This is a genomic window from Taklimakanibacter deserti (genome assembly GCA_003574785.1).
In genome coordinates this window covers 503,513-521,715 of the sequence record QORU01000001.1, presented here as the reverse complement: position 1 = coordinate 521,715, position 18,203 = coordinate 503,513, and the positions used below count along the sequence as shown (strand labels likewise).

23 protein-coding genes and 2 tRNA genes are annotated in these 18,203 nt (G+C 61.8%); 10 read left to right on the top strand and 15 right to left on the bottom strand.

Going from position 1 to position 18,203, the window contains the following annotated elements:
* Positions 1 to 131: 131 nt before the first annotated feature.
* The 3 genes from DS839_RS02530 to DS839_RS02520 are packed head-to-tail and all read left to right on the top strand — an operon-like array spanning position 132 to position 4,809.
* Positions 132 to 2,954: a xanthine dehydrogenase family protein molybdopterin-binding subunit gene (locus DS839_RS02530; RefSeq protein WP_119268695.1), complete on the top strand. Its 2,823-nt coding sequence runs from the start codon at positions 132 to 134 to the stop codon at positions 2,952 to 2,954.
* On the top strand, positions 2,951 to 3,520 hold the full coding sequence (locus DS839_RS02525) for a (2Fe-2S)-binding protein (RefSeq protein WP_119268694.1): 570 nt from the start codon (positions 2,951 to 2,953) through the stop codon (positions 3,518 to 3,520). The genes DS839_RS02530 and DS839_RS02525 overlap by 4 nt, the downstream gene beginning before the upstream one ends.
* A complete protein-coding gene (locus tag DS839_RS02520) occupies positions 3,517 to 4,809 on the top strand; it encodes a c-type cytochrome (protein ID WP_119268693.1) in 1,293 nt (430 codons plus the stop codon). Before DS839_RS02525 ends, DS839_RS02520 begins: the two co-directional genes overlap by 4 nt.
* 4 nt (positions 4,810 to 4,813) lie before the next feature.
* Here DS839_RS02520 and DS839_RS02515 read toward each other — a convergent pair whose 3' ends face one another.
* The 3 genes from DS839_RS02515 to DS839_RS02505 form a co-directional block, all read right to left on the bottom strand.
* Entirely contained in the window at positions 4,814 to 5,530 is a 717-nt protein-coding gene (locus DS839_RS02515; RefSeq protein ID WP_119268692.1) for a DUF2497 domain-containing protein, read from the bottom strand.
* Between the two features lie 162 nt (positions 5,531 to 5,692).
* A complete protein-coding gene (locus DS839_RS02510; protein WP_162918251.1) occupies positions 5,693 to 7,036 on the bottom strand; it encodes a TolC family outer membrane protein in 1,344 nt (447 codons plus the stop codon).
* A 110-nt stretch (positions 7,037 to 7,146) separates the two neighbouring features.
* The gene (locus DS839_RS02505) at positions 7,147 to 7,803 is read right to left on the bottom strand and encodes a protein-L-isoaspartate O-methyltransferase family protein (RefSeq protein WP_162918250.1); all 657 of its coding nucleotides are present in this window, start codon (positions 7,801 to 7,803) and stop codon (positions 7,147 to 7,149) included.
* Positions 7,804 to 7,895: 92 nt separating this feature from the next.
* Here DS839_RS02505 and DS839_RS02500 point away from each other — a divergent pair.
* A tRNA-Cys gene (locus tag DS839_RS02500) sits at positions 7,896 to 7,969 on the top strand.
* A gap of 124 nt (positions 7,970 to 8,093) precedes the next feature.
* Here DS839_RS02500 and DS839_RS02495 read toward each other — a convergent pair.
* A complete protein-coding gene (locus DS839_RS02495) occupies positions 8,094 to 8,312 on the bottom strand; it encodes an amphi-Trp domain-containing protein (protein WP_119268689.1) in 219 nt (72 codons plus the stop codon).
* A gap of 73 nt (positions 8,313 to 8,385) precedes the next feature.
* On the bottom strand, positions 8,386 to 8,601 hold the full coding sequence (locus DS839_RS02490; protein ID WP_438816489.1) for a PGPGW domain-containing protein: 216 nt from the start codon (positions 8,599 to 8,601) through the stop codon (positions 8,386 to 8,388).
* Positions 8,602 to 8,775: 174 nt separating this feature from the next.
* Between DS839_RS02490 and DS839_RS02485 the strand changes: the two genes are divergently transcribed.
* The 3 genes from DS839_RS02485 to DS839_RS36260 all read left to right on the top strand — a co-directional run bounded on the left by DS839_RS02485 (position 8,776) and on the right by DS839_RS36260 (position 10,282).
* Positions 8,776 to 8,851 (top strand) — tRNA-Asn (locus tag DS839_RS02485).
* Positions 8,852 to 9,443: 592 nt separating this feature from the next.
* Positions 9,444 to 10,016, top strand: a complete 573-nt coding sequence (locus DS839_RS02480; protein WP_119268687.1) for a KTSC domain-containing protein — start codon at positions 9,444 to 9,446, stop codon at positions 10,014 to 10,016.
* A gap of 38 nt (positions 10,017 to 10,054) precedes the next feature.
* A complete protein-coding gene (locus tag DS839_RS36260; RefSeq protein ID WP_162918248.1) occupies positions 10,055 to 10,282 on the top strand; it encodes a hypothetical protein in 228 nt (75 codons plus the stop codon).
* A gap of 297 nt (positions 10,283 to 10,579) precedes the next feature.
* Here DS839_RS36260 and DS839_RS36255 read toward each other — a convergent pair whose 3' ends face one another.
* From DS839_RS36255 to DS839_RS02465, 4 genes are all read right to left on the bottom strand, one after another.
* Complete coding sequence (locus DS839_RS36255) at positions 10,580 to 10,789, bottom strand: hypothetical protein (protein ID WP_162918247.1); 210 nt, start codon at positions 10,787 to 10,789, stop codon at positions 10,580 to 10,582.
* Positions 10,790 to 10,942: 153 nt separating this feature from the next.
* Positions 10,943 to 11,845 carry a hypothetical protein gene (locus tag DS839_RS36250; protein WP_162918246.1) on the bottom strand — a complete coding sequence of 301 codons (903 nt, stop codon included), beginning with the start codon at positions 11,843 to 11,845 and terminating at the stop codon, positions 10,943 to 10,945.
* Between the two features lie 121 nt (positions 11,846 to 11,966).
* Positions 11,967 to 12,203 (bottom strand): hypothetical protein, encoded by a 237-nt coding sequence (locus tag DS839_RS02470; protein WP_162918245.1) that lies wholly within the window; start codon positions 12,201 to 12,203, stop codon positions 11,967 to 11,969.
* A 31-nt stretch (positions 12,204 to 12,234) separates the two neighbouring features.
* The gene (locus tag DS839_RS02465) at positions 12,235 to 12,426 is read right to left on the bottom strand and encodes a hypothetical protein (protein ID WP_119268684.1); all 192 of its coding nucleotides are present in this window, start codon (positions 12,424 to 12,426) and stop codon (positions 12,235 to 12,237) included.
* Positions 12,427 to 12,688: 262 nt separating this feature from the next.
* On the opposite strand from DS839_RS02465, the gene DS839_RS02460 reads away from it, so the two are divergent.
* From DS839_RS02460 to DS839_RS02450, 3 genes are all read left to right on the top strand, one after another.
* Positions 12,689 to 12,931, top strand: coding sequence for a hypothetical protein (locus DS839_RS02460; protein ID WP_119268683.1), 243 nt, complete (start codon positions 12,689 to 12,691; stop codon positions 12,929 to 12,931).
* A 380-nt stretch (positions 12,932 to 13,311) separates the two neighbouring features.
* A complete protein-coding gene (locus DS839_RS02455; RefSeq protein ID WP_119268682.1) occupies positions 13,312 to 13,560 on the top strand; it encodes a hypothetical protein in 249 nt (82 codons plus the stop codon).
* 400 nt (positions 13,561 to 13,960) lie between these two features.
* On the top strand, positions 13,961 to 14,509 hold the full coding sequence (locus tag DS839_RS02450) for a hypothetical protein (protein WP_162918244.1): 549 nt from the start codon (positions 13,961 to 13,963) through the stop codon (positions 14,507 to 14,509).
* Positions 14,510 to 14,669: 160 nt separating this feature from the next.
* On the opposite strand, the gene DS839_RS02445 is transcribed toward DS839_RS02450, so the two are convergent.
* From DS839_RS02445 to DS839_RS02420, 6 genes are all read right to left on the bottom strand, one after another.
* Positions 14,670 to 14,933: a hypothetical protein gene (locus DS839_RS02445; protein ID WP_119268680.1), complete on the bottom strand. Its 264-nt coding sequence runs from the start codon at positions 14,931 to 14,933 to the stop codon at positions 14,670 to 14,672.
* 122 nt (positions 14,934 to 15,055) lie between these two features.
* The gene (locus DS839_RS02440; RefSeq protein WP_119268679.1) at positions 15,056 to 15,481 is read right to left on the bottom strand and encodes a YybH family protein; all 426 of its coding nucleotides are present in this window, start codon (positions 15,479 to 15,481) and stop codon (positions 15,056 to 15,058) included.
* 125 nt (positions 15,482 to 15,606) lie between these two features.
* On the bottom strand, positions 15,607 to 16,536 hold the full coding sequence (locus DS839_RS02435) for a PLP-dependent cysteine synthase family protein (RefSeq protein ID WP_119268678.1): 930 nt from the start codon (positions 16,534 to 16,536) through the stop codon (positions 15,607 to 15,609).
* Positions 16,537 to 16,623: 87 nt separating this feature from the next.
* Positions 16,624 to 17,010 carry a DUF488 domain-containing protein gene (locus DS839_RS02430; RefSeq protein ID WP_119268677.1) on the bottom strand — a complete coding sequence of 129 codons (387 nt, stop codon included), beginning with the start codon at positions 17,008 to 17,010 and terminating at the stop codon, positions 16,624 to 16,626.
* Complete coding sequence (locus DS839_RS02425; protein ID WP_368911068.1) at positions 17,007 to 17,711, bottom strand: winged helix-turn-helix transcriptional regulator; 705 nt, start codon at positions 17,709 to 17,711, stop codon at positions 17,007 to 17,009. Before DS839_RS02425 ends, DS839_RS02430 begins: the two co-directional genes overlap by 4 nt.
* A 53-nt stretch (positions 17,712 to 17,764) precedes the next feature.
* Positions 17,765 to 18,169, bottom strand: coding sequence for a GFA family protein (locus DS839_RS02420; RefSeq protein ID WP_119268676.1), 405 nt, complete (start codon positions 18,167 to 18,169; stop codon positions 17,765 to 17,767).
* Positions 18,170 to 18,203 lie beyond the last annotated feature (34 nt).

Below are 18,203 nucleotides of genomic sequence, written 5' to 3'. Positions count from 1 at the left end.
GCGTGTCGCGGTGGAGCGGGTAGCGTCGGTGCGGTTGCCTCGCCCGGCAAATGGACCGATACTCGGAATCGCGACAACATCTTATCGCGCTCCGACGCAGGCATCCCGACCGAAGGGAGAATAGAGCGATAATGACAAGGGTTTCCCGCAGGGATTTTCTCAAGACCGGCATCGCCGCCGGGGTTGCCATCAACGTAACTTTCCCGGCGCCCTGGGCGGAAGCCCAGTTGATCGAGACACCGCCACTTCCCGGCCCCGACTGGCTGAAACCGGACGGCAGCCCGAAATACCGGCTCGATGCCGTCGCCAAGGTCACGGGCGAGAAGACCTTCGCCCGCGACTATCGCGCCCGCGATCTCGACGGATGGCCGAAGGAACAGTCGCACGCCTTCCTGCTCCATGCGACCAAGGCGGACCGGATCTTCGAGGGCATCGATCTGGGACCGCTGGGCGATGATCTCAAGCCCGACCGGCTCGTGCTCCAGGAAGATCTCGTCGCCGACGGCATCGCCATCCCCGTGCCGGGCTTCTATGGCGATGTCTTCTTCGTGCCCAAGGGCGAGACGCCGCGCCTCCTCGGCCAGCCGGTGGCGCTGCTCGTCTATCGTGATTTCGCTCGCTACGATGCCGCCAAGCGCCTGCTGCATTTCGACGACACGATCGTGCGCTACGGTCGTAAGGCGCCTTACTCGCATCCGGCGCATTATGGCGCTGCCCGTTATGTACGCATCGACGGCGGCGATCCCTTTGCCGAGGACCGCTATTCGCCGCTCAAGGACGCTGTGATCTATGGCGGCTTCAGGGGCGACGACCCAACCTGGCCGCCGGCCGGCGATGGTGATGCGGTGGCCCGCGGCATGAGGGCCGCCGGCGAGATCGAGAAGGAGATCGCCGCCACGGGACCCGATGCGCTCGTGCTGCGGCACAAATATTTCTCGCAGTCGGTCGATGCCTCGGCCATGGAAGCCGACAACGGCAATGTCTGGTACGATCCCGCAAGCGGCATATTGCATGCCATGATGGCGACGCAGTCACCTTATGAAGTCGCCGAGGTCTCGGCGATCCTCGTCTCGAAATCGAAATTCAAGCTCACCAAGGTCGACCTCAAGTCCGGCTATACCGTCGGCTACGGCACCAAGGATCACTCGATCTTCCCGTTCTTCTGCGTCCTGGCAGGCCTCTATGGCGACGGCCGGCCGGTGAGGCTCGCCAATGACCGCTATGAGCAGTTCCAGATGGGACTCAAGCGGCACGCTTTCTGGATGGACAATGTGCTGGTGGTCGACCGCGCCAGCCACAAATTCCGCGCCATGACCGGCCACTTCAAGAATGACGGCGGCGGGCGCGCCAACTTCTCCTTCTCCGTCGCCTTTGTCGGGGCGACGGCGGCACAATCGATCTACTATCTGCCGAAGAGCGACTTTTCGGCCGCCGCCCTCGCCTCGCGCGCCGTCGATGCGGGCTCGACGCGTGGCTATGGTACGCTGCAGGCCATGTCGGCGACCGAGATGATGGTCGATGAGGCGGCCGAGCTCTTAGGTGCGGACGCCATCGATCTCCGGCTCAAGAATGTCTTCAAGTCGGGCATGAAGAACACGCAAGGCGCCATCCCCGCGGGCGCGCTGCGCAATGAGGAGGTCCTGCTTAAAGCCCGCCAGCATCCGCTGTGGGCCGGACGCGCGGCGAAGAAGGCGGAGTTCGATGCCGCCAATCCCGGCAAGCGCTATGGCGTGGGCTACGGCCATGTGCAGAAGGACTATGGCACCGGCGCCGAGGCGGCGCTCGCCACCATCGAGTTCGATGCGGCCGGCCGTCTCCGTTTCGCCCATGTCGCCCACGAGATCGGCACCGGCACCACGACCTCCCAGGCCATCATGGTGAGCAATATTCTGGGCCGGGTGCCGGACGAGACCGAATTCGCCAAGGTCGAGTGGCCGCAAATGCCGCTCGAGACCACCGAAGAGCCCTATACGATGCCACAGGAGGAGGAAGACAAGCGCCGGCAGAATCCGCGCTGGACGCCGAGCTTCACCTCGCCCATGAGCGCCACCAACAGCGTCTATTATCTGGGTCACGCGACGCGCGAAGCGGCGCGCGCATTGCTCGATCTCGCGATTTGGCCGGCGGCGCAGGCGCTCTGGTCGCGCGGCATCGGCGGCGGCGCCTTGGCGCCCTATACCGTGCGGCGCGAGGAATTGCGCCTGGCGCAGGGCATGGTGAATGCCGGCGGCATGCCGCCTTTGCCTTTCGCGCAGGTTGCGGCCGAAGCGCACACCCAAGGCCTCGTCACCGGCGTCACCGTTCACACTTTCAATCGCTGGCAATGGGCGGAGGCCGAGTTCGACATCCAGGGCGCGGGCCGCCGCCGACTGCCCATCGACGCCCTCGCCGTGAAATATGGCGACGGCGCACCGGCCGAGCGCAAAGCGCTCATGACATTGGACGGCTGGCACTTTATCGACCGGGCCACCGTCCATTACCCGCCGACCCAGCGCAACAATGCCGGGGTGACTTATTACGCTCCCATGGCGACGCTGGCCGAGATCGTCGTCGACACGGGATCGGGCGACGTGACGCTCCTGTCGCATCATTCGATCATGGAATGCGGCACCCAGGTCGTTCCCGACCTGGTCTCGGGGCAGATCCAGGGCGGCATCGCCATGGGCGTCGGGCACGCACTCAAGGAATATCTGCCGCTCTACGAAGACGGTCCGGGCGACGGCACCTGGAACTGGAACCGCTATGAATTGCCGCGCTCCAAGGACGTGGCGGTGTGGTCGCAGACGGCGGAGATCCTGGCCCCCCTTTCCGCGACCGATGCGCCTAAGGGCATTGCCGAGGTGGTCATGATCGCGGTCGTGCCGGCGATCGCCAATGCCGTGGCCCACGCCATCGGCAAGCGCTTCTACGACTTGCCGATCACGCCGGAGAAGATACTGGAGGCGCTGGCATGACGACGCCTACGAAGAAACTCTCGCTCACCGTCAACGACAAGCCGATCGAACCCGTCGATGTGCCCGAGACGATGATGATGCAGGATTTCCTCTTTGAATATCTCAATCTCACCGGATCGCGCATGGGGTGCGGCCAGGGCATCTGCCATGCCTGCACCGTGATCGTCGAGAAGGACGACGGGACGCTCGAGGAAATGCGCACGTGCATCACCGGCGCGCATTGGTTCGAAGGCAAGAAGGTGCGCACGATCGAAGGCCTTGCGGCGCGCGATGCGACGGGCACGATCACACAACTGTCGCCGGTCCAGCAGGCCTTCATCGAGCATTTCGCCTTCCAATGCGGCTACTGTACGCCGGGATTCGTCACCGGCGCCACCGTTCTCATGGACGAGTTGAAGCGCAAGCCCGTGGCCCGCGCCGAATTGGAAGAAGCCATCACCAATGCGCTCGACAGGCATATCTGCCGCTGCACCGGCTATGTGCGCTATTACGAGGCGGTCCGCGACCTCGTGCTGAAGACACCCGGCTTGGTCCGGGCACCCTCGATAAAGCGCACGTCGACATGAACAAACGCACCTTGCTGTGGATCGGGATCGCGCTCGTCGTCCTCGTTCTCGTCGCTGTCGGCAGCGTCTTCGCCGGATTGTTCGAGCGAAGCGTGGTGGCGAAGGATGTCGAGCAGCCTTTGCCGCTAGCCCAGATGAAGGCGCTGGCCGAGCGCGGCGCCTATGTCGCGGTCGCCGCCGATTGCTATGCCTGCCACACCGACAAGGGTGGCGCTCCCTGGGCCGGCGGCCTCGCCTTCGAGACGCCGTTCGGCACGATCTATGCGACCAATATCTCGCCCGACAAGGACGATGGCATCGGCAACTGGAGCCGGGCGGACTTCCATCGCGCGCTGCGTGACGGCATCGGCAAGAACGGCACCCATCTCTACCCCGCCATGCCCTATGCATCCTATCGCGGGATGACTCCGGAAGATGTCGATGCCGTATATGCCTATCTCATGACGCGCGAGCCGATGAAGGTTCAGAACAAGGCGAACGACCTGCCCTTTCCCTTCAACATCCGGCAGAGCCTGACCTTCTGGAACCTCTTCAACCTCCCGGGCGACACCGCGACAAAGGTCCCCGACCGCTCGCAGACCTGGACACGCGGGCGCTATCTCGTCGACGCCCTTGCCCATTGCGGCGAGTGCCACACGCCGCGCAACGCCCTGCAAGGGATGAATCAGCGCGAATACCTCAAAGGCGCGGTGCTCGAGGGTGTGGTCGCGCCCGATATCACCAAGGAGGGCCTCGAGCGCATGGGCTTCGATCCCTTTCTTCTGCCGTCTTTCATGAAGTCCGGTATCTCGGCGCAGGGCGCCATGACCAACCGGATGTTCGAGGTCGTGCATTTCTCGACGCAATACATGAGCGATGACGATCTCACGGCCCTCTCGGCCTATCTGTTCGATCTCGATAAGCTGCCGGAGAAGCCCGCCGAAGCCGAGCCACCCAAGCCGGTCGCTGTCGCCGCCGAGGTCGAAGCGGCAGCGCGCAGCAATTATCTGGCTTTGTGCTCAGGCTGCCACGGCGTCGAAGGTCAGGGCATTCCGCATGTGGTTGTGCCCTTGACCACCAATGCGTCGCTGCGGCTCGCCAGCGCCCGCAACCTGATTCAGACGGTGCTCAACGGTATCCCGGCCCAGCGTTTCCCGGGACTCGAGCGTATGCAGCCCATGCCGGGCTTCGCAGCGCGCCTGGACGACCGCCAGCTGGCCGATCTCGCCAATTGGATGCGCGCCAGGTGGGGTGGACAGGAGCCGGCCGTGAAGCCTGAGGATGTCTCCGCATTGCGTGCGGGCATGTAAGAGACTAACGCGGCCGCCGCACGACCCGCTCGATCTCCTCGCGCACCAGCCGTTCGACGATCTTCGGCAGATTTTCGTCGAGCCACTGTTTCAGCATGCCCTTGAGCAGCTCCTGGGTCACGTCGGCGATCGGGCGCTCGCCAAGGGCGCGCCGGGTGAGCGTCTCGGCCAATCGGCCGAAGGCGGCCTGGGTCGCGTCACTGCTCGCCTCCGACATCAGTCCTGCAGGCTGGGAGAGGTTTTGACGATGATCGGCAATGACTGCCGGCGGCGGTGGCGAATAACGCGGTGGGGTTATCGGCGCGGGAGCTTGGTAAGGTTCCGGCTCCGGATACTCCTCGAGCTGTGCGCCATAATAGCCATCATACACGCGTTGGCCCTCATCGGCGCTTGGCGCAGCGGTAGGCTCCGGCCGCTTGATCGGCTGATAAGGCTTAAAGGTCTCGCGTGGGGGACTGAGCTCACCATAGCTCTTCCTGCTGCCGCTCAATATGCCGGCAAAACCTTGCGGCTGGGAGGCGCCGGCCGCAGGGGCAGGATCATAGCTGCGCCGCGTGCGGGTTTCCTGATTGGCCGGCTTGTCGAACTTCACCCTGAACTCCGCCATCGATCCACCGAGGCGGTCCTGGGCTTGGCCATGCGCGTTCTCGTCTATGGCCCGCCTAATGGAAGCGAGCACATCTTCCATTCTGGGCTCCACCGGCTTCTGCCCGTGCTTCATTGAAATGATCCCGTCGCCGGCGACTCACTTTGCGCCGACGCATGGGCAAGATTGCCCAAATCAACCGCCCATGCAAATTAGGCCCGCAAGTTATCCAGCTTCGCGCTAACGCGCTTCGCAGGATTGAAGGGGGGAACCCTCCGAAGCTTTAGCGAAGGAGGGTCAATCGATCGTTTTGACGCCCGTCCCGAACCACTTGTCGCGGACATTGTCGTAATTCTCGATCGGGTCGTAATAATCGACGCCGAGGCCGATCTGGCGGGCGGTCAGCTGGCCGATCGAGCCCAGGATCTGATAGGCCGCGACGATCTGGTCGCGCTCGGCCTGCGCCAGGATGACCTGCGAATTGAGAAGCTCGGCCTCGGCATTCAAGACGTCGAGCGTGGTGCGCGATCCCACCAGATATTCCTGCTTGACGCCGTCGAGCGCGAGGACGTTGGCCGAGACCTGAGCCTTGGACGAGACGATGGTCTCGCGCGAGGCGATCAGGAAGTTCCAGGCCGTGACCACGGCTTCCCTGACCGTGCGGGCGGCGCCGATGATTTCGATGCGCCGCTGGCTTTCGGTCTGCTTGGCCTCGCGCACCGCCGAATAAACGCTGCCTGATTCATAGAGCGGCACGGTCACCTGCCCAAACAGGCTCAACTGGTTCACATTCCCCTCATCGACATGTTCCAGGTCTTGGATGGTCCGCGTTCCGGCGGCCTGAAGGGTCACCGTCGGCAAGAGGTCGCCCTTGACCACGCCGACATTGTACCGCGCCGCTTCGGCGGTGAAGGCGGCGGCGAGGATGTTGGGATTGATCTTCTCGGCAGTGGCGTTGGCGCTTTCGAGGCTCTTCGGCAACTTCGGCAGCTTCGGATATTTGAGCGAACCCGGCGAATGGCCCATGATCCTGGCATAGGTCGCAATGCTGGCAGCCAGATTGGACTTGGCTTCCGCCACCGTCGATTCCGAGAGGGCGAGCCGCGCGCGGGACTGGGCCACGTCGGTGCGGGTGACCTCGCCGACATTGAAGCGCTCCTGCGATGAGCGCAGCTGCTCGCGCAGCACCGTCACATTGCGCTGGCGGAGCGCCAGGATGCGCCGGTCGCGGATCACATTCATATAGGCCTGCACCGCATCGAACAGGGTCTGCTGCTCGACGGCGAGCAGATTCTGCCGGCCCGCTTCGACCGTCGCTTCGGCCCGCTTGACGCCCTTAACGGTCTTGAAGCCGCGAAATACCGGCTGCGTCAGGGTGATGGAGAAATCGGCCGGATATTCCGTCCCGGTCTGCGTTCCGGTTGGATTGGGGTCGGTATCGGTCTTGGTGACGCCGACATCGGCACCGGCATCGATGCGCGGTCGCCAGCCGGAGAGCGCTTGCGCGGTCTGTTCATCCGTCGCCCGCTGGCGGGCCCGTTCGGCCCGCAAGGTGGGATTGCCGGAATAGGCGCTGGCGAGAGCCTCGGCTAGAGTTTCGGCGCTGACGGCAGGAGATGCGAACAACAGCGGCAGGGCCACGATCCCCGCGATTCCCCACGCAACTCCCCGCTTACGCCCCATTTGCCCAAAACTCACTTTATGTTCCCTTCGAGCCCGACTTTCGATCTTAGCGCAAGATCGGACCCCAATCAAAAGACAAAGGCCGGCCTGTCCACAACGACCCCTGGCAGGCGTCCGATCGAAGCTTCGAAGGCCGGCCATGAACTGATTGCCCCATCATGACGATTATAGGCGGTCGCGGTGGCGACGTCATTGTCACCGACCACGGCGACCAGCCGCCCGCCATCCCGCAACTGCTGGAACAGTGCGGGCGGAACGATCGGCACGCGGCCATCGATCAGGATGGCGTCATAAGGCTGCCCGGCACTCCAGCCGGCCGCATGCGGCGCCTGATGGACTTCGGCATTGGCGATGCCCAGACGCGCGAGATTGGCGCGCGCGGTTTCGACGAAAGCGTGATCCTCGTCGATGGCGACCACCGACTTGCAGAGGGCGGCAAGCAGCGCCGTCGCATAGCCGGTCCCGCATCCGACATGGAGGACATGGTCGCCAGCCTCGATTTCAGCGAGCTGCACGAGCTTGGCGAGTGCCATCGGCTCCATCAGGGAGCGCCCGGCGCCGATCGCGATATCCCCATCCATATAGGCAAGGCCGCGATGTGCTTCCGGCACGAAGATCTCGCGCGGCAGTGACGCCATCGCCTGGATGATGCGGCCGTCGGTGATGCCGTTGGGCCGCACTTGCGATTCGATCATTTTCGAGCGGGCGAGAGCAAAATCGGTCATAAGCTGCTGATAACCAAATAGGTCGTGTCTGTCCATCTGCCAATCGTAACACATTGTAGTTGTCGCGGGCTTCGACTATAAGCCCCGGCCAAGGCCTCGTGGCGGAGTGGTTACGCAGCGGACTGCAAATCCGTGTACCTCGGTTCGATTCCGGGCGAGGCCTCCAAATTCCCCTTTCACGCCAGTAACTTCATCGGTCCCGTGACAGCAACGCCTGAAGTGCTGCGAAGGCTGTTCCGGCATGCGTCGGAGAACGACGTGCACGTCAGGTGCCTTGCAGACACGCAGGTTCATAAGGGCTGCCAGCGCAACTGGAATTCGATCTCCTCAGCCCCCTCTCCGCGCTCATGCTCGATCGAGACGACCGCGCGCGCCGGCACATGGATTCGCTCGCCGGCAATCTGGATTTCGAACGGCTCATCGGCCTCCAGCGCATCGGCCAGCCGCCTGAGCTTGGCGATGAACTCGGAACGCGGATAGGTCTTGTCGATATCGCGGTCGGTTTTCATGGGCATCCTTCGCATATCCGGCGACGCAGCGAGGATAGAGGCGCATCGATGATACTTGTGCGAAGTGGGAAACTCACACGGGCCTCTGCCCGATGGAGAAGCCGAAGCGGCGCGCCCATTTGGGCGACCGCTTGACCAGCCAGCGGCCGAGCCGCACATCGACGCGCCGCTTGAGGCGGCGGGCCATCGGGATGTCGACGGCGAGGATGACGAGGCCGAGCGGCACCATCCAGAAGCCAAGAACCGGCAGGAAGCCCAGGACGCCGCCGAGGAGGAGCAGGCATCCCAATAGGATTCTGATCACCGGATGGCCGGGAAGAGGAATTGACCGCCCACCGAATTTAATGATTTGCATCCTGGACCCGTCTGTTGGCGGGAGAAATATAGGGTCGCCATGACGCCTTTTCGATGGCCGTCAAAAAGACTTTGAAGCCGGGAAAAACCTCTGCTATAGCGGCGCCATTCCCCGGTAGCTCAGTCGGTAGAGCAAGCGGCTGTTAACCGCTGGGTCGCTGGTTCGAGTCCGGCCCGGGGAGCCACCTTTTTCAAGCACTTAGTTTTTCTTTTACTGGCCCCAAATTCGGTCGTTGTACGCCAGTTGTACGCACTCGCATTTCGCTTGGCGGCGAAGGTGCGCGGGTAGTGCGCGGATTTGATACCTTGAGCGCCTATGCTATGGTAACGACGAGTGGCGGAGGGAGCACCCATGGATTCCAACGAAACCCCAAACCTTATCGAACTGGTCGAAGCGCATAACGGCCTGCCCACGGATCTGACCGACCTTTCTGTCTGCAGGGACGAGGGTCAGGATGCTGCCATATCAGTGTGCGCCGATGAGGGCCCGGCTGGCGCGCAACCATAGTTGAGCACCGCGGAAAGCACCGCCAGCGCTGGTCTAGCTAGTCGAATAGCTCGGCGGTTTCAGCCAGAAGTATTCCTAATCGCCAGTCAGCACTTCCGCGAAGTCGTCGATCGCTTGTGAACGCCTCGGCCTTCCGCCGGCTTTCCGCGCCGCGGTCCTGGCCATCTTGGAATTTGTTGGCGAGTTGGCGCGTGCGGCAACGGCACGGTCATTTCAGTAGTCAGAATTGGATCCTGGCAAGGATCCGCCCCGCCCATGCCGTGGTGCAAATGGCCCGGCAAGGCCATCCGCGGGAGTTGTCACGCTCTGCCCGGCACGTTCTGCTTCTTTGGTTTTTTCGTCAAGCGCCTCCCTTCCCGGGGAGCTGCCTTCCATTGACCACGGGCCTGGATTTGGGCTTTCTTGGTCCGGGAAGCATCCGCAGGCCGGTCGGTTGGGTGCCTGAAGAAGGGGAAACGATGACAGCGCTAGCGACATTGAGAGGTCAGTTGATCGTTGCGGCTGCGCTCGCGGTCGCCGGGTGTGCGCCTTCAGCCAACAGAGACCCTGTCGTTATGACGGACCGAGGCAAAGTCGATCTCGCCCCGTACGAATGCCAGAATGACACTGGAAGTGGGTTCATCACCCGCGTCTGTTATGACGCCGGCAGTCGCCGCATGCTGCTTGGCTTCCAGGACGGCACTTACAGACTCTACTGTCGGGTTGGCGCCAGCATACCGAACGGCCTGCTCTCCGCGCAGTACATGAGCAAGTTTTACAGCGAGAGAATTCGAGGTACCGGTAAACGTGGTCCGTTCGATTGTGGGGCGCGGCGAGTAGCCGGCTGGTTGAGCTTGGGCTAAAGAAGGGGCGGAAATGAGCAATGGAAAAGAGGTGAGGCATGACAAGCCATGATCAGGCAGTCTCGAAGGACGCCAAAGCTCTACGCCGTGCAGCTGGCCATGATCCATATGGAGACAGTATTGGTGAAGTCGACGCAATTCGTACGGGTGAGATCGCCATACAAGCCGCTGGCAAGACAGTGCCGAACTGGCATCACTTCTTGAAAGAAGCAAGCAAGTTCCTCGAAGCACTCAAGGCGGAAGGTGGACACGTTGGCAATGGGTAAGTGAACACAATCTGCTGAGCAGAGTGAGGGGACTTGAATGCCAAAGAAGGTGGTGCGGGGCACGCATAGAGGCAAATTGCACGCAGAGTATCCGATAGTGTTAATATGCTGAATTCTGGTCTCTCCGAGTCCGGCCAGGGGAGCCACCTTTTTCAAGCACTTTTTCTCGAACCCAATTTCTCAGTCAGCCCCTTTTCCGCTTCTACCGCTTCCCGCAGCGCTCGCAGGCGAACGGTTTTTTCATGTAGAAAGCCCGCCAAGCGAAGACTGAACCGACGGACTTAGTAAGCGTGATGCTTAGACGGGATATAGCCGAAACGGCCCTTCACCTCTCCGTTCGATCAGTTCCTTGTTGAGCAGCAGGCGAACATCGCCATTTACAAGCTGCTGTACATCCCGACCAAAAAGGCGGTCCGCAATCTCGCTTTCAGAAAGTCCAGGGCATTTGTGGATGAGCCAAAGAATGACATCAACATTGGCTGGCACCTCGAAGGATGCGAGTTTCATGTTTACCTCGATCTGTTGTGGAGATCGGTTCTAAGCACGCCAAGTGTAAGAAAGATAGTTCAGCTTACGGATTTATTTGACTCTTGCCCGTTCGCGTTGTGATCAGTATTGTTTGCCAACGTTCGATGACACAATACCCATATGCAGTCTCTGCTATCGCAAGCGCTCGTCAGGCTTGTCAGGCAACTTGGCTAAGTCTGCATGAATTTGCGCCTCATCCACGGCTGTTGGTTTACCTTTCAGCGCCGCAGAAAGATGTTCTTTCATGTGGGGCAGGAGCGCATTAAACACGGCCTCTACATCCATGCCGCACGAAATCGATGGAAGCGGCGGTTTCTCCCGTTCGCGCTTGCCTGATATAAAAAATTGATGGCCTCCGCCACCTTGGTATATGCCATCCACGCGATTGCGCCACACAACAACGCATCTGGGGCCAACCGTTCCATCCGGGGTTCCATTGTGAACTTCGTCATTCAATTTAGCCAATTGATCCGCAACGGTCCGCGCATGGACTTTGCCCTTGTCATAGCTGCGCACCAGTCTCAGCAAAGGACGGCGCCACGGGCCGGACCTCAAAATATAGGGCATTCCACTGCCGGCGACGCCAACCACAGGAACTTCGGCATTCGCTTTCATGTGCCTGGTAAAAAGAAAATACGGTTCACCGCTCGCACGAAGTTCAATTTCGATCGAATAGCAGCGAACTTGGTCACCCACGAATGCGGTTGCGACTATCGCGTGCTTCGCTGGAAAGCGCTTTGGAATATTTTGTAGATGACGCGGAAACTGCTCCCTGACTGCTCTCGAAATTGTACCGAGCGATTCTTCGAGCGGCAGATTGCGCCCCCTCAATACTGAAACCATCCAATCGGCAGGCTCTGTCCCAAGAGTTGTGCTCCCAAGACCGGCATAACCGACAATAGCGACGCCATCGGACGTCTCGAGACACATCACTTTTCGACCGTCATCCCGCGGCAGTCGGCCCGCAAATGAGAGGCGGCGATCGGCAAGGAGCCAAACCGCTTCCCGTCCTTGTATGGTGAGGACCAGTGTCATCCTGATGCCAGAGAGTTACGCGCCACCGGAGAACCTCCTTTTACACCGTTGCCTGGTAAACGAGAAACCCCGCCGGCCGTGGCCGACGGGGCTCTTCGATATACCGTTTGTGTTGGCCAGCCTAGCTTCCAGCCTTTCGTGCCTCTCCCTGCTCCACGGCAACGTCGTCGACGGTGCGATCACAGCCGGCGTGCCCAAGATCGGCTTCACCCTCGCCATGACGCTGCTCGAACCGGACGAAAGCCGACCGGAAAAACGAGGCGCTGAGCACGCCTTGATTTACGGAGACTGTTGTGATCGGGTCGGCCTGTCGAGTAATCATCGACACACCATCAGGCGTCAGCGTGACGAATTTCAAGGTCCGCCGCTTCCCCCGGTAGGATGCCGGTTCACCTACGGCGCACTGAAACTTTCTCGTCCGTCAGCCCCTTTTCCGCCTCGGCCCCTGCCGCTTCCCGGAGCGCGCGCAGGCGAACGATTTTTTCATGTAGGTTCTGGCGCTCCAGCGCGACAATCGACATGGCATTGGGTGCCGCCAAGAGCTGCCTGCTGTCTTCTGCGGAAACATCTGTGAGATGCATGGCGCAACCCCTCCCTCGTGCGTGCGCCAACGCGATGGCTCCTCGAGAAGTTCCGAAATATGCTTCGCGCCATGTGCGGATCTTCGGCGCGAAATTTCGGACCTGCGATTCACCTATGCTAAGGCAGCCTTCCCTTAGGGCGCCCAGTCTCACATTCCCCGGACATGATCCCTCTCCGGGGATCGCGGGAAAGGCCAGGCTCGCCGGATCGCGCCGTATCCGGTCGGCCGTTGCTGGCGAGCCTCGCTGTCAGGGCCGGCGCATGCAAAGAGCAGTTCTGCTTGAGTATTTGGCAGCGGCGCAGCGGCACGCCAAGCAAAGCGCAGCTTATGTCGAAGCGCAAAAGCAGATCGTTGCCGCGCTGGTAGCCATGGGCAAGGACCCGACCGAAGCGGAATGCATCCTTCAGGATCTCGAGACCACTCAAACTGACGACCTCTCCGATATGGAGCAGATATTGAACGCTCTGGAGCGCGCATCATCGGACGAGGACGACCCATCGTGACTTGGGTTTGGCCCGCCATACTCCCGGCCCCTCGTCAGACCTATCCGAAGGTTTAGTAAAGCGATCCAAGGTCCAGTTTGATATCGATCCCAAGCTCGGTAACATCCAGACGCTGACGGACAAGAATCTCCCCATTCTTCGTCGGCACTACAGTTACTATGCAATCCCGACCGCAAGCTTTTCCCCGAAGCGAGCGGAACCCTACAAGGAAAACCCCGCCTGTCCCCTCGGCGGGGTTTTCTATTTGCCTCAGGGTTTTGAAAGAGCAGAGAGCATCAGAAGAACGTATAGAGAACGAAAAAGTTCAGGGGGGACCTTGGCCGACTTGAAAAACGCCACAATGCTCACGTCACGTTAGGCGAACGGAGGGAGTTGAGCCCATGAACCCTAACACGCGAAATATCGTGATTGGCGTCATTGTCGTCATCGTCCTGTTGCTCATCATCGGCTATCCCGCAGGTTGGTTCGGCGGCACGAGAGAAGCAACGGCGCCACCCGCAACGACCACGACTGAGCAGCCGGCCCAGCCATCGACCACGACCGAGCAGCCCGCCCAACCATCGACCACCGAACAGGGCACCACAACCACTCAACCGTCCACCACTCAGCCGTCTACGACCCAGCCTTAGAGGGCAGCATCACGAGATTAGGTTGGCTGAGGCGGGGAAAACGAGCTCTTCGTCATCCGTCTTCTCGCTTGTGACAGAAGAACCGACGCTGATTGACTTGTCAGTGCGCTGTCTGATGATCCGAAGCTCGGCTCCGGCCTGTCGTTCGGAGAGCAACGCACAGGACAGGCAGATCGATGCCGGCGAGAATTTCTGCCTTTGCCGCACCACTGCAACATTCACTTCAAGCTTGCTCCTTGCGGCGGCGCGACGCCCCGAAAATTTCCAAGCATTGAATCTCAATCCAGTATTGCTTCCGCAACGTAAGAAGTGCAGTCTGGCTGCGCCGGCCAGTGGTCGCCCGCGTCCTCGGCCGAGCCGCAACCACTTCCAATTCATGCCTTTCCAGAGGGAGGAAGCCTTGAGGAACTCTATTGTCATCATGCTGGCGGCCGCGTCCATGCTGAGCGGTATCGCTGAGGCGCAAGCGACGCCGACACAGGCCCAGCAGCAGGCGATCCGCGCGTCGTGCCAGAGCGACTACCGCACCTATTGCGCCAGCGTCCCGACAGGCGGAGCGGCCGCGCTTCAGTGTCTGGAAAAGAACATCGCCAGCCTCTCCGCCTCCTGCCAGCAGGCGGTGAAGGCGGCGACCGGCGGATCGGCATCGACCTCGGGCGGTAGCAACGGCGCTGCGGCGCCCAGCAGCTCCGCAACGACGTCAGGCGGCAGCGGCGGAGCAGCAGCCCCACAGGCGACTACCGGCAGCCAGTCGAAGCCGGTCGTCATCGTGCTGGAGCCAGGCCAGGAACTCCTCGTCATGCGCGAGGCCTGCGGCGGCGACTATCGCAAGTTCTGCGCCGGCATACGCATCCTCGGGGGTGGCGCACTGTCCTGCCTCGTGTCGCACGCTCCTGACTTGTCTCCCAGCTGCAAAGGGATGCTGAGCAAGCTCGGGCAGCGGTTCTGAGGAACCACGACGAGATGAAGGGTCAGGCGTCGCGCCTGCCCTCGCCACAGTTATTTTCGGGCAGCTTTCCGAGAAAAACCCCGCCGGCTGTCGGACCGGCGGGACTGAGCAGCGGAACGCACCTTATCGCCGGACGAGCCGAGCGCGCCCCGCATGTGACTTAACCGCAGAAGAATTCGTAGTCCGCTTCCTCGGCAACAATGCCGGCGGTCAATTCCTCGACCCGGGCTTTGAGCACGGTGATCCGCGCTTTCAGCGCCGCGATCTGGGCCAGGTCCGGATGGGGCGCCTGCTCCAGCTCTTTGAGACGGGCAACGTTGCCGTCGAGCTCACGCTGCAATCGATCGAGCTCTCGCCTTTCGGCTTGAATCCGGTTGTTCCAGTCCTGGCAGACGCCGCCTCGGGTTCGGGTCGTCGTGCTCATCGCATTATCCTTTCGCTCATCGGGGTCCATACCGGACGAAGCGTGATGGAGCTGGACTTACGAATAGCTTACAGATCGTCAGTACCGACGATGGGCCGGCAGGTATTTCTCCACCGACGAGCTCAATCGGTGCGCGGCGGTCGCGCGACGGCCCAGTCGGCGTCGGCGCCGAACGGATGATCCATGAAGAAGTACCAGCTGCCATCGGCACCCTTCCGGTGCACCTCCATGCCGTGATGATGGACTTCGATCGGCTTGCCGTCCTTGTGCTCGCCGGTGATCAGCCATTGCGAGCGCGTCATGGCGAAGTCGCCGGCGATCGTGACGTGGTGGGTAATGACGTCCATATGCGGCTTCAGGTCGATATAGGCGGCCATGGTTGCGCGGATGGCGTCGGCGCCGCGCGCAATGACGGTGCCGCCATGGACCTCGTCCACCTGAACGATCGCGGCGTCCGGATGATAGAGCGCCGCCGCCGCTTCGACATCTTGCGCATTGAACGCGCGCGCCAGCCATAGATTGGAAAATTCGGGAGAAGGAGCACCCATGATTTACCTCCATCTTGCAGTGATGCCCGGAAGATAGGAGACGAATGAACGTTAGAGGAGAGCGCAATCTTGCAGCCCGAATTTGCAAGATCGCACAGGTCGTGGCGCCGCATTGCCGGTTCCTCTTACCGATAGACATCCGTGCTCAGATATCTGAGACCGGAATCGATCATGATCGTCGCCACGGTCGCATCGGAGCCGAGGCGTTCGGCCACGCGCAGCGCCGCGATCGCATTGAGCCCTGACGATGTGCCGGCAAAGATGCCCTCCTCCCGCGCCAGGCGGCGGCACATGAGCACGGCCTCCTCGGTCGTGGCCGAGATCGTCTCGTCGACCTCGTCCGGTCGCCACTGCGGCGGGAGAAAGCCGATGCCGATGCCTTCGATCTTGTGGGCGCCCTTCGGCTTGCCGGACAGCACGGCCGACTCGGCCGGCTCGGCGGCGGCGACATGCAGATCCGGATTGTGCCCGCGCAGGATTCTCGCGACACCGTTGAGGGAGTGAGCGGAACCCACCGACTGCACAAAGGCGTCGACCTTCCCGCCGGATTGCGTCCAGATTTCCTCGCCCATCGGATGATAGCCCGCCGCCGCATCTTTGTTGTTGAGCTGGTCGAACCACCAATGCCCGGGCGCCCGGCTGATCTCCCGGGCTTTATCGATCATCCGCCGGATCAGGTCCTCGGTGATCCTTTTGTCGTCGCTCGGAACGAGAATGATCTCGGCGCCGAAGGCCTGCGTCGTGCGAGTCTTCTCCGCGCTGAAGGCGTCGGAGGTGACGATCTTGAGTCCATAGCCTTTGGCGGCGCAGACGAGTGCCAGAGAAGCGCCGGTCGAGCCGCCGGTATATTCGACGACAGTACCGCCGGGCCTCAGCCTCCCATCCGCTTCCGCGGCCTCGATGGCGGCCTTCGCCATCCGGTCCTTCATGTTGCCGGTCGGGTTCGCCCCTTCGAGCTTGACCAGGACACGGGCATGGCCGGACGGCACGATCCTCCTGAGCTCGACCAAAGGCGTGCGGCCGATGGCTTCGAGAATGTTAGTCGCAACCGCCATGGATCATTCCTCCGCGAACAGCGAATGCGGGAGCTATGGACCAGGCGGCCCCAAGCGTGAGGTACGGAATCCGGACCGCCTGATGGATCAGGCGACGCGGGCGCCGCGTTCCGCCAGAAGTGCGCGCAACACCGAACGATGGCAGCGCCCTTCGTTCTCGCAATAGCAGCCGATCGAAAAATGCGCATCGTGTGAAAGGGCCGCGAGAAGGTCGAGCGTGCGCCGTGGCATCGGCTCGTTCATCTCGGCCCGGAAGGCACGCGCGAAATTCTTCCATTCGGCATCGGTCTGCGCGGCCAGGGCTCTCGATACGAGATCGGTGCTTGGCGAGAGCTCGGGATACCAGACGTCGAACCAGTCGTCCTTTGCGTAGCGTTCCTTTCGCACACCGCGCGGCGGACGCCGCACGGCGCCGATGCGCGTTCCCTCTTGCCGGTGGCGCGGTGTGCCGAGGCGAACGATCCTGACGGTCATGCGGCAGACGACCTCCTGCCGTCGCGCATGGGGCCGATCCCGGCGAACAGATACCGGTCGAACCACGCCGGGAAGGAACGGGTCAGCGCCCGTGTTCCGTTGAGCGACAAGCCCATCCTTTGCGCCGCGAGGAAACTCACATCGCCGCGCCACCAGGCGACCAGGGCGGCAAGGGGCGCCTTCACTCGCACCAGCTCCGGGAAGCCCGGATTGTGGGTGCAGAGCGAAGCCTCCAAGGGGCTGATCAGCAGGAAGCGCCGCTGACTGCCGGCAATATCGAAGCGGATGATGAACGGTTCCTTGGGGACCGCCTCGAACCGGACGCGTCTCTGCATGTCGATCAAGAGCGGCTCGACATCGAGATCTTCATCGCTGGCTCGCCGCGGCAGCCATCGCTGACCCCACTGGGCGAGCTGGCCCACCAGTTGGGCGAGCTCCCTGCCCGCTTCGGTGAGCTCATATTCGGGCCCCTGCCCGCCATCGATGCGTGTCACGACGCCCGCTGAAGCCAGCGCCTGCAGGCGCTCCGAAAGCATGGTACGTGAGATGCGGGGGATTCCGCGGCGGAGGTCGTTGAAGCGCCGGCTGCCGTTGAGGAGCTCACGCACGACGAGCAAGGTCCATCTCCCGCCCAGCACTTCATGGGCGCGCGCGACCGAGCAGAACTGGCCATATCCCGTCATGACGCCATAGTAGCGCAAGGCGGCACGCCGGGGCAGTCCGGATTCTGGACCGGCTTTGGGCTCACATCAGGTCACAGATGGCGCGTCTCTTCCGGCTCCGTCCACCAGCTGTTATCCCGCCCATTGAAATATGTGACCGGCGCGGCCAGCAATTCGGCGGGCGTTACGTTGTCGAGCGTGGACAAATGAATAGAGACATAGTCTCCGCCGATCTGCTCGATATAACCGCGCCCGAACGGGCGCACGCCGCAATTCCTGCAGAACGGATGATGCGCGCTTTTCGTCCCGAACTGATAGTCGCTGAGCGCGTCTTCTCCAGCGAGAAGCCGGAACGCGTCCGGCTTGATCATCGCGCTCCAGCTGCGGGTCTTGGAGCAGATCGAGCAATTGCACTTGCCGACCCCGCGGTCGAGATCGATGTCGGCTTCATAGCGCACTGCGCCGCAGTGACAGCTTCCTGTGTAGGTCTTCATCATGGGCAAGCCTCCAATGTCAAACCAAGCAGCCTGC

Excerpts from the sequence above, each read along its gene's own strand:
- DS839_RS02505 (WP_162918250.1), bottom strand. The coding sequence starts at position 7,803 with ATGACCGATTTTGCTCTCGCCCGCTCGAAAATGATCGAATCGCAAGTG.
- DS839_RS02460 (WP_119268683.1), top strand. The coding sequence starts at position 12,689 with ATGCAAAGAGCAGTTCTGCTTGAGTATTTGGCAGCGGCGCAGCGGCAC.
- DS839_RS02515 (WP_119268692.1), bottom strand. The coding sequence starts at position 5,530 with ATGAAGCACGGGCAGAAGCCGGTGGAGCCCAGAATGGAAGATGTGCTC.
- DS839_RS02495 (WP_119268689.1), bottom strand. The coding sequence starts at position 8,312 with ATGAAAACCGACCGCGATATCGACAAGACCTATCCGCGTTCCGAGTTC.
- DS839_RS02440 (WP_119268679.1), bottom strand. The coding sequence starts at position 15,481 with ATGGGTGCTCCTTCTCCCGAATTTTCCAATCTATGGCTGGCGCGCGCG.
- DS839_RS02455 (WP_119268682.1), top strand. The coding sequence starts at position 13,312 with ATGAACCCTAACACGCGAAATATCGTGATTGGCGTCATTGTCGTCATC.
- DS839_RS02465 (WP_119268684.1), bottom strand. The coding sequence starts at position 12,426 with ATGCATCTCACAGATGTTTCCGCAGAAGACAGCAGGCAGCTCTTGGCG.
- DS839_RS02445 (WP_119268680.1), bottom strand. The coding sequence starts at position 14,933 with ATGAGCACGACGACCCGAACCCGAGGCGGCGTCTGCCAGGACTGGAAC.
- DS839_RS02530 (WP_119268695.1), top strand. The coding sequence starts at position 132 with ATGACAAGGGTTTCCCGCAGGGATTTTCTCAAGACCGGCATCGCCGCC.
- DS839_RS36260 (WP_162918248.1), top strand. The coding sequence starts at position 10,055 with ATGACAAGCCATGATCAGGCAGTCTCGAAGGACGCCAAAGCTCTACGC.
- DS839_RS36255 (WP_162918247.1), bottom strand. The coding sequence starts at position 10,789 with ATGAAACTCGCATCCTTCGAGGTGCCAGCCAATGTTGATGTCATTCTT.
- DS839_RS02525 (WP_119268694.1), top strand. The coding sequence starts at position 2,951 with ATGACGACGCCTACGAAGAAACTCTCGCTCACCGTCAACGACAAGCCG.
- DS839_RS02420 (WP_119268676.1), bottom strand. The coding sequence starts at position 18,169 with ATGATGAAGACCTACACAGGAAGCTGTCACTGCGGCGCAGTGCGCTAT.
- DS839_RS02520 (WP_119268693.1), top strand. The coding sequence starts at position 3,517 with ATGAACAAACGCACCTTGCTGTGGATCGGGATCGCGCTCGTCGTCCTC.
- DS839_RS36250 (WP_162918246.1), bottom strand. The coding sequence starts at position 11,845 with ATGACACTGGTCCTCACCATACAAGGACGGGAAGCGGTTTGGCTCCTT.
- DS839_RS02480 (WP_119268687.1), top strand. The coding sequence starts at position 9,444 with ATGGCCCGGCAAGGCCATCCGCGGGAGTTGTCACGCTCTGCCCGGCAC.
- DS839_RS02430 (WP_119268677.1), bottom strand. The coding sequence starts at position 17,010 with ATGACCGTCAGGATCGTTCGCCTCGGCACACCGCGCCACCGGCAAGAG.
- DS839_RS02435 (WP_119268678.1), bottom strand. The coding sequence starts at position 16,536 with ATGGCGGTTGCGACTAACATTCTCGAAGCCATCGGCCGCACGCCTTTG.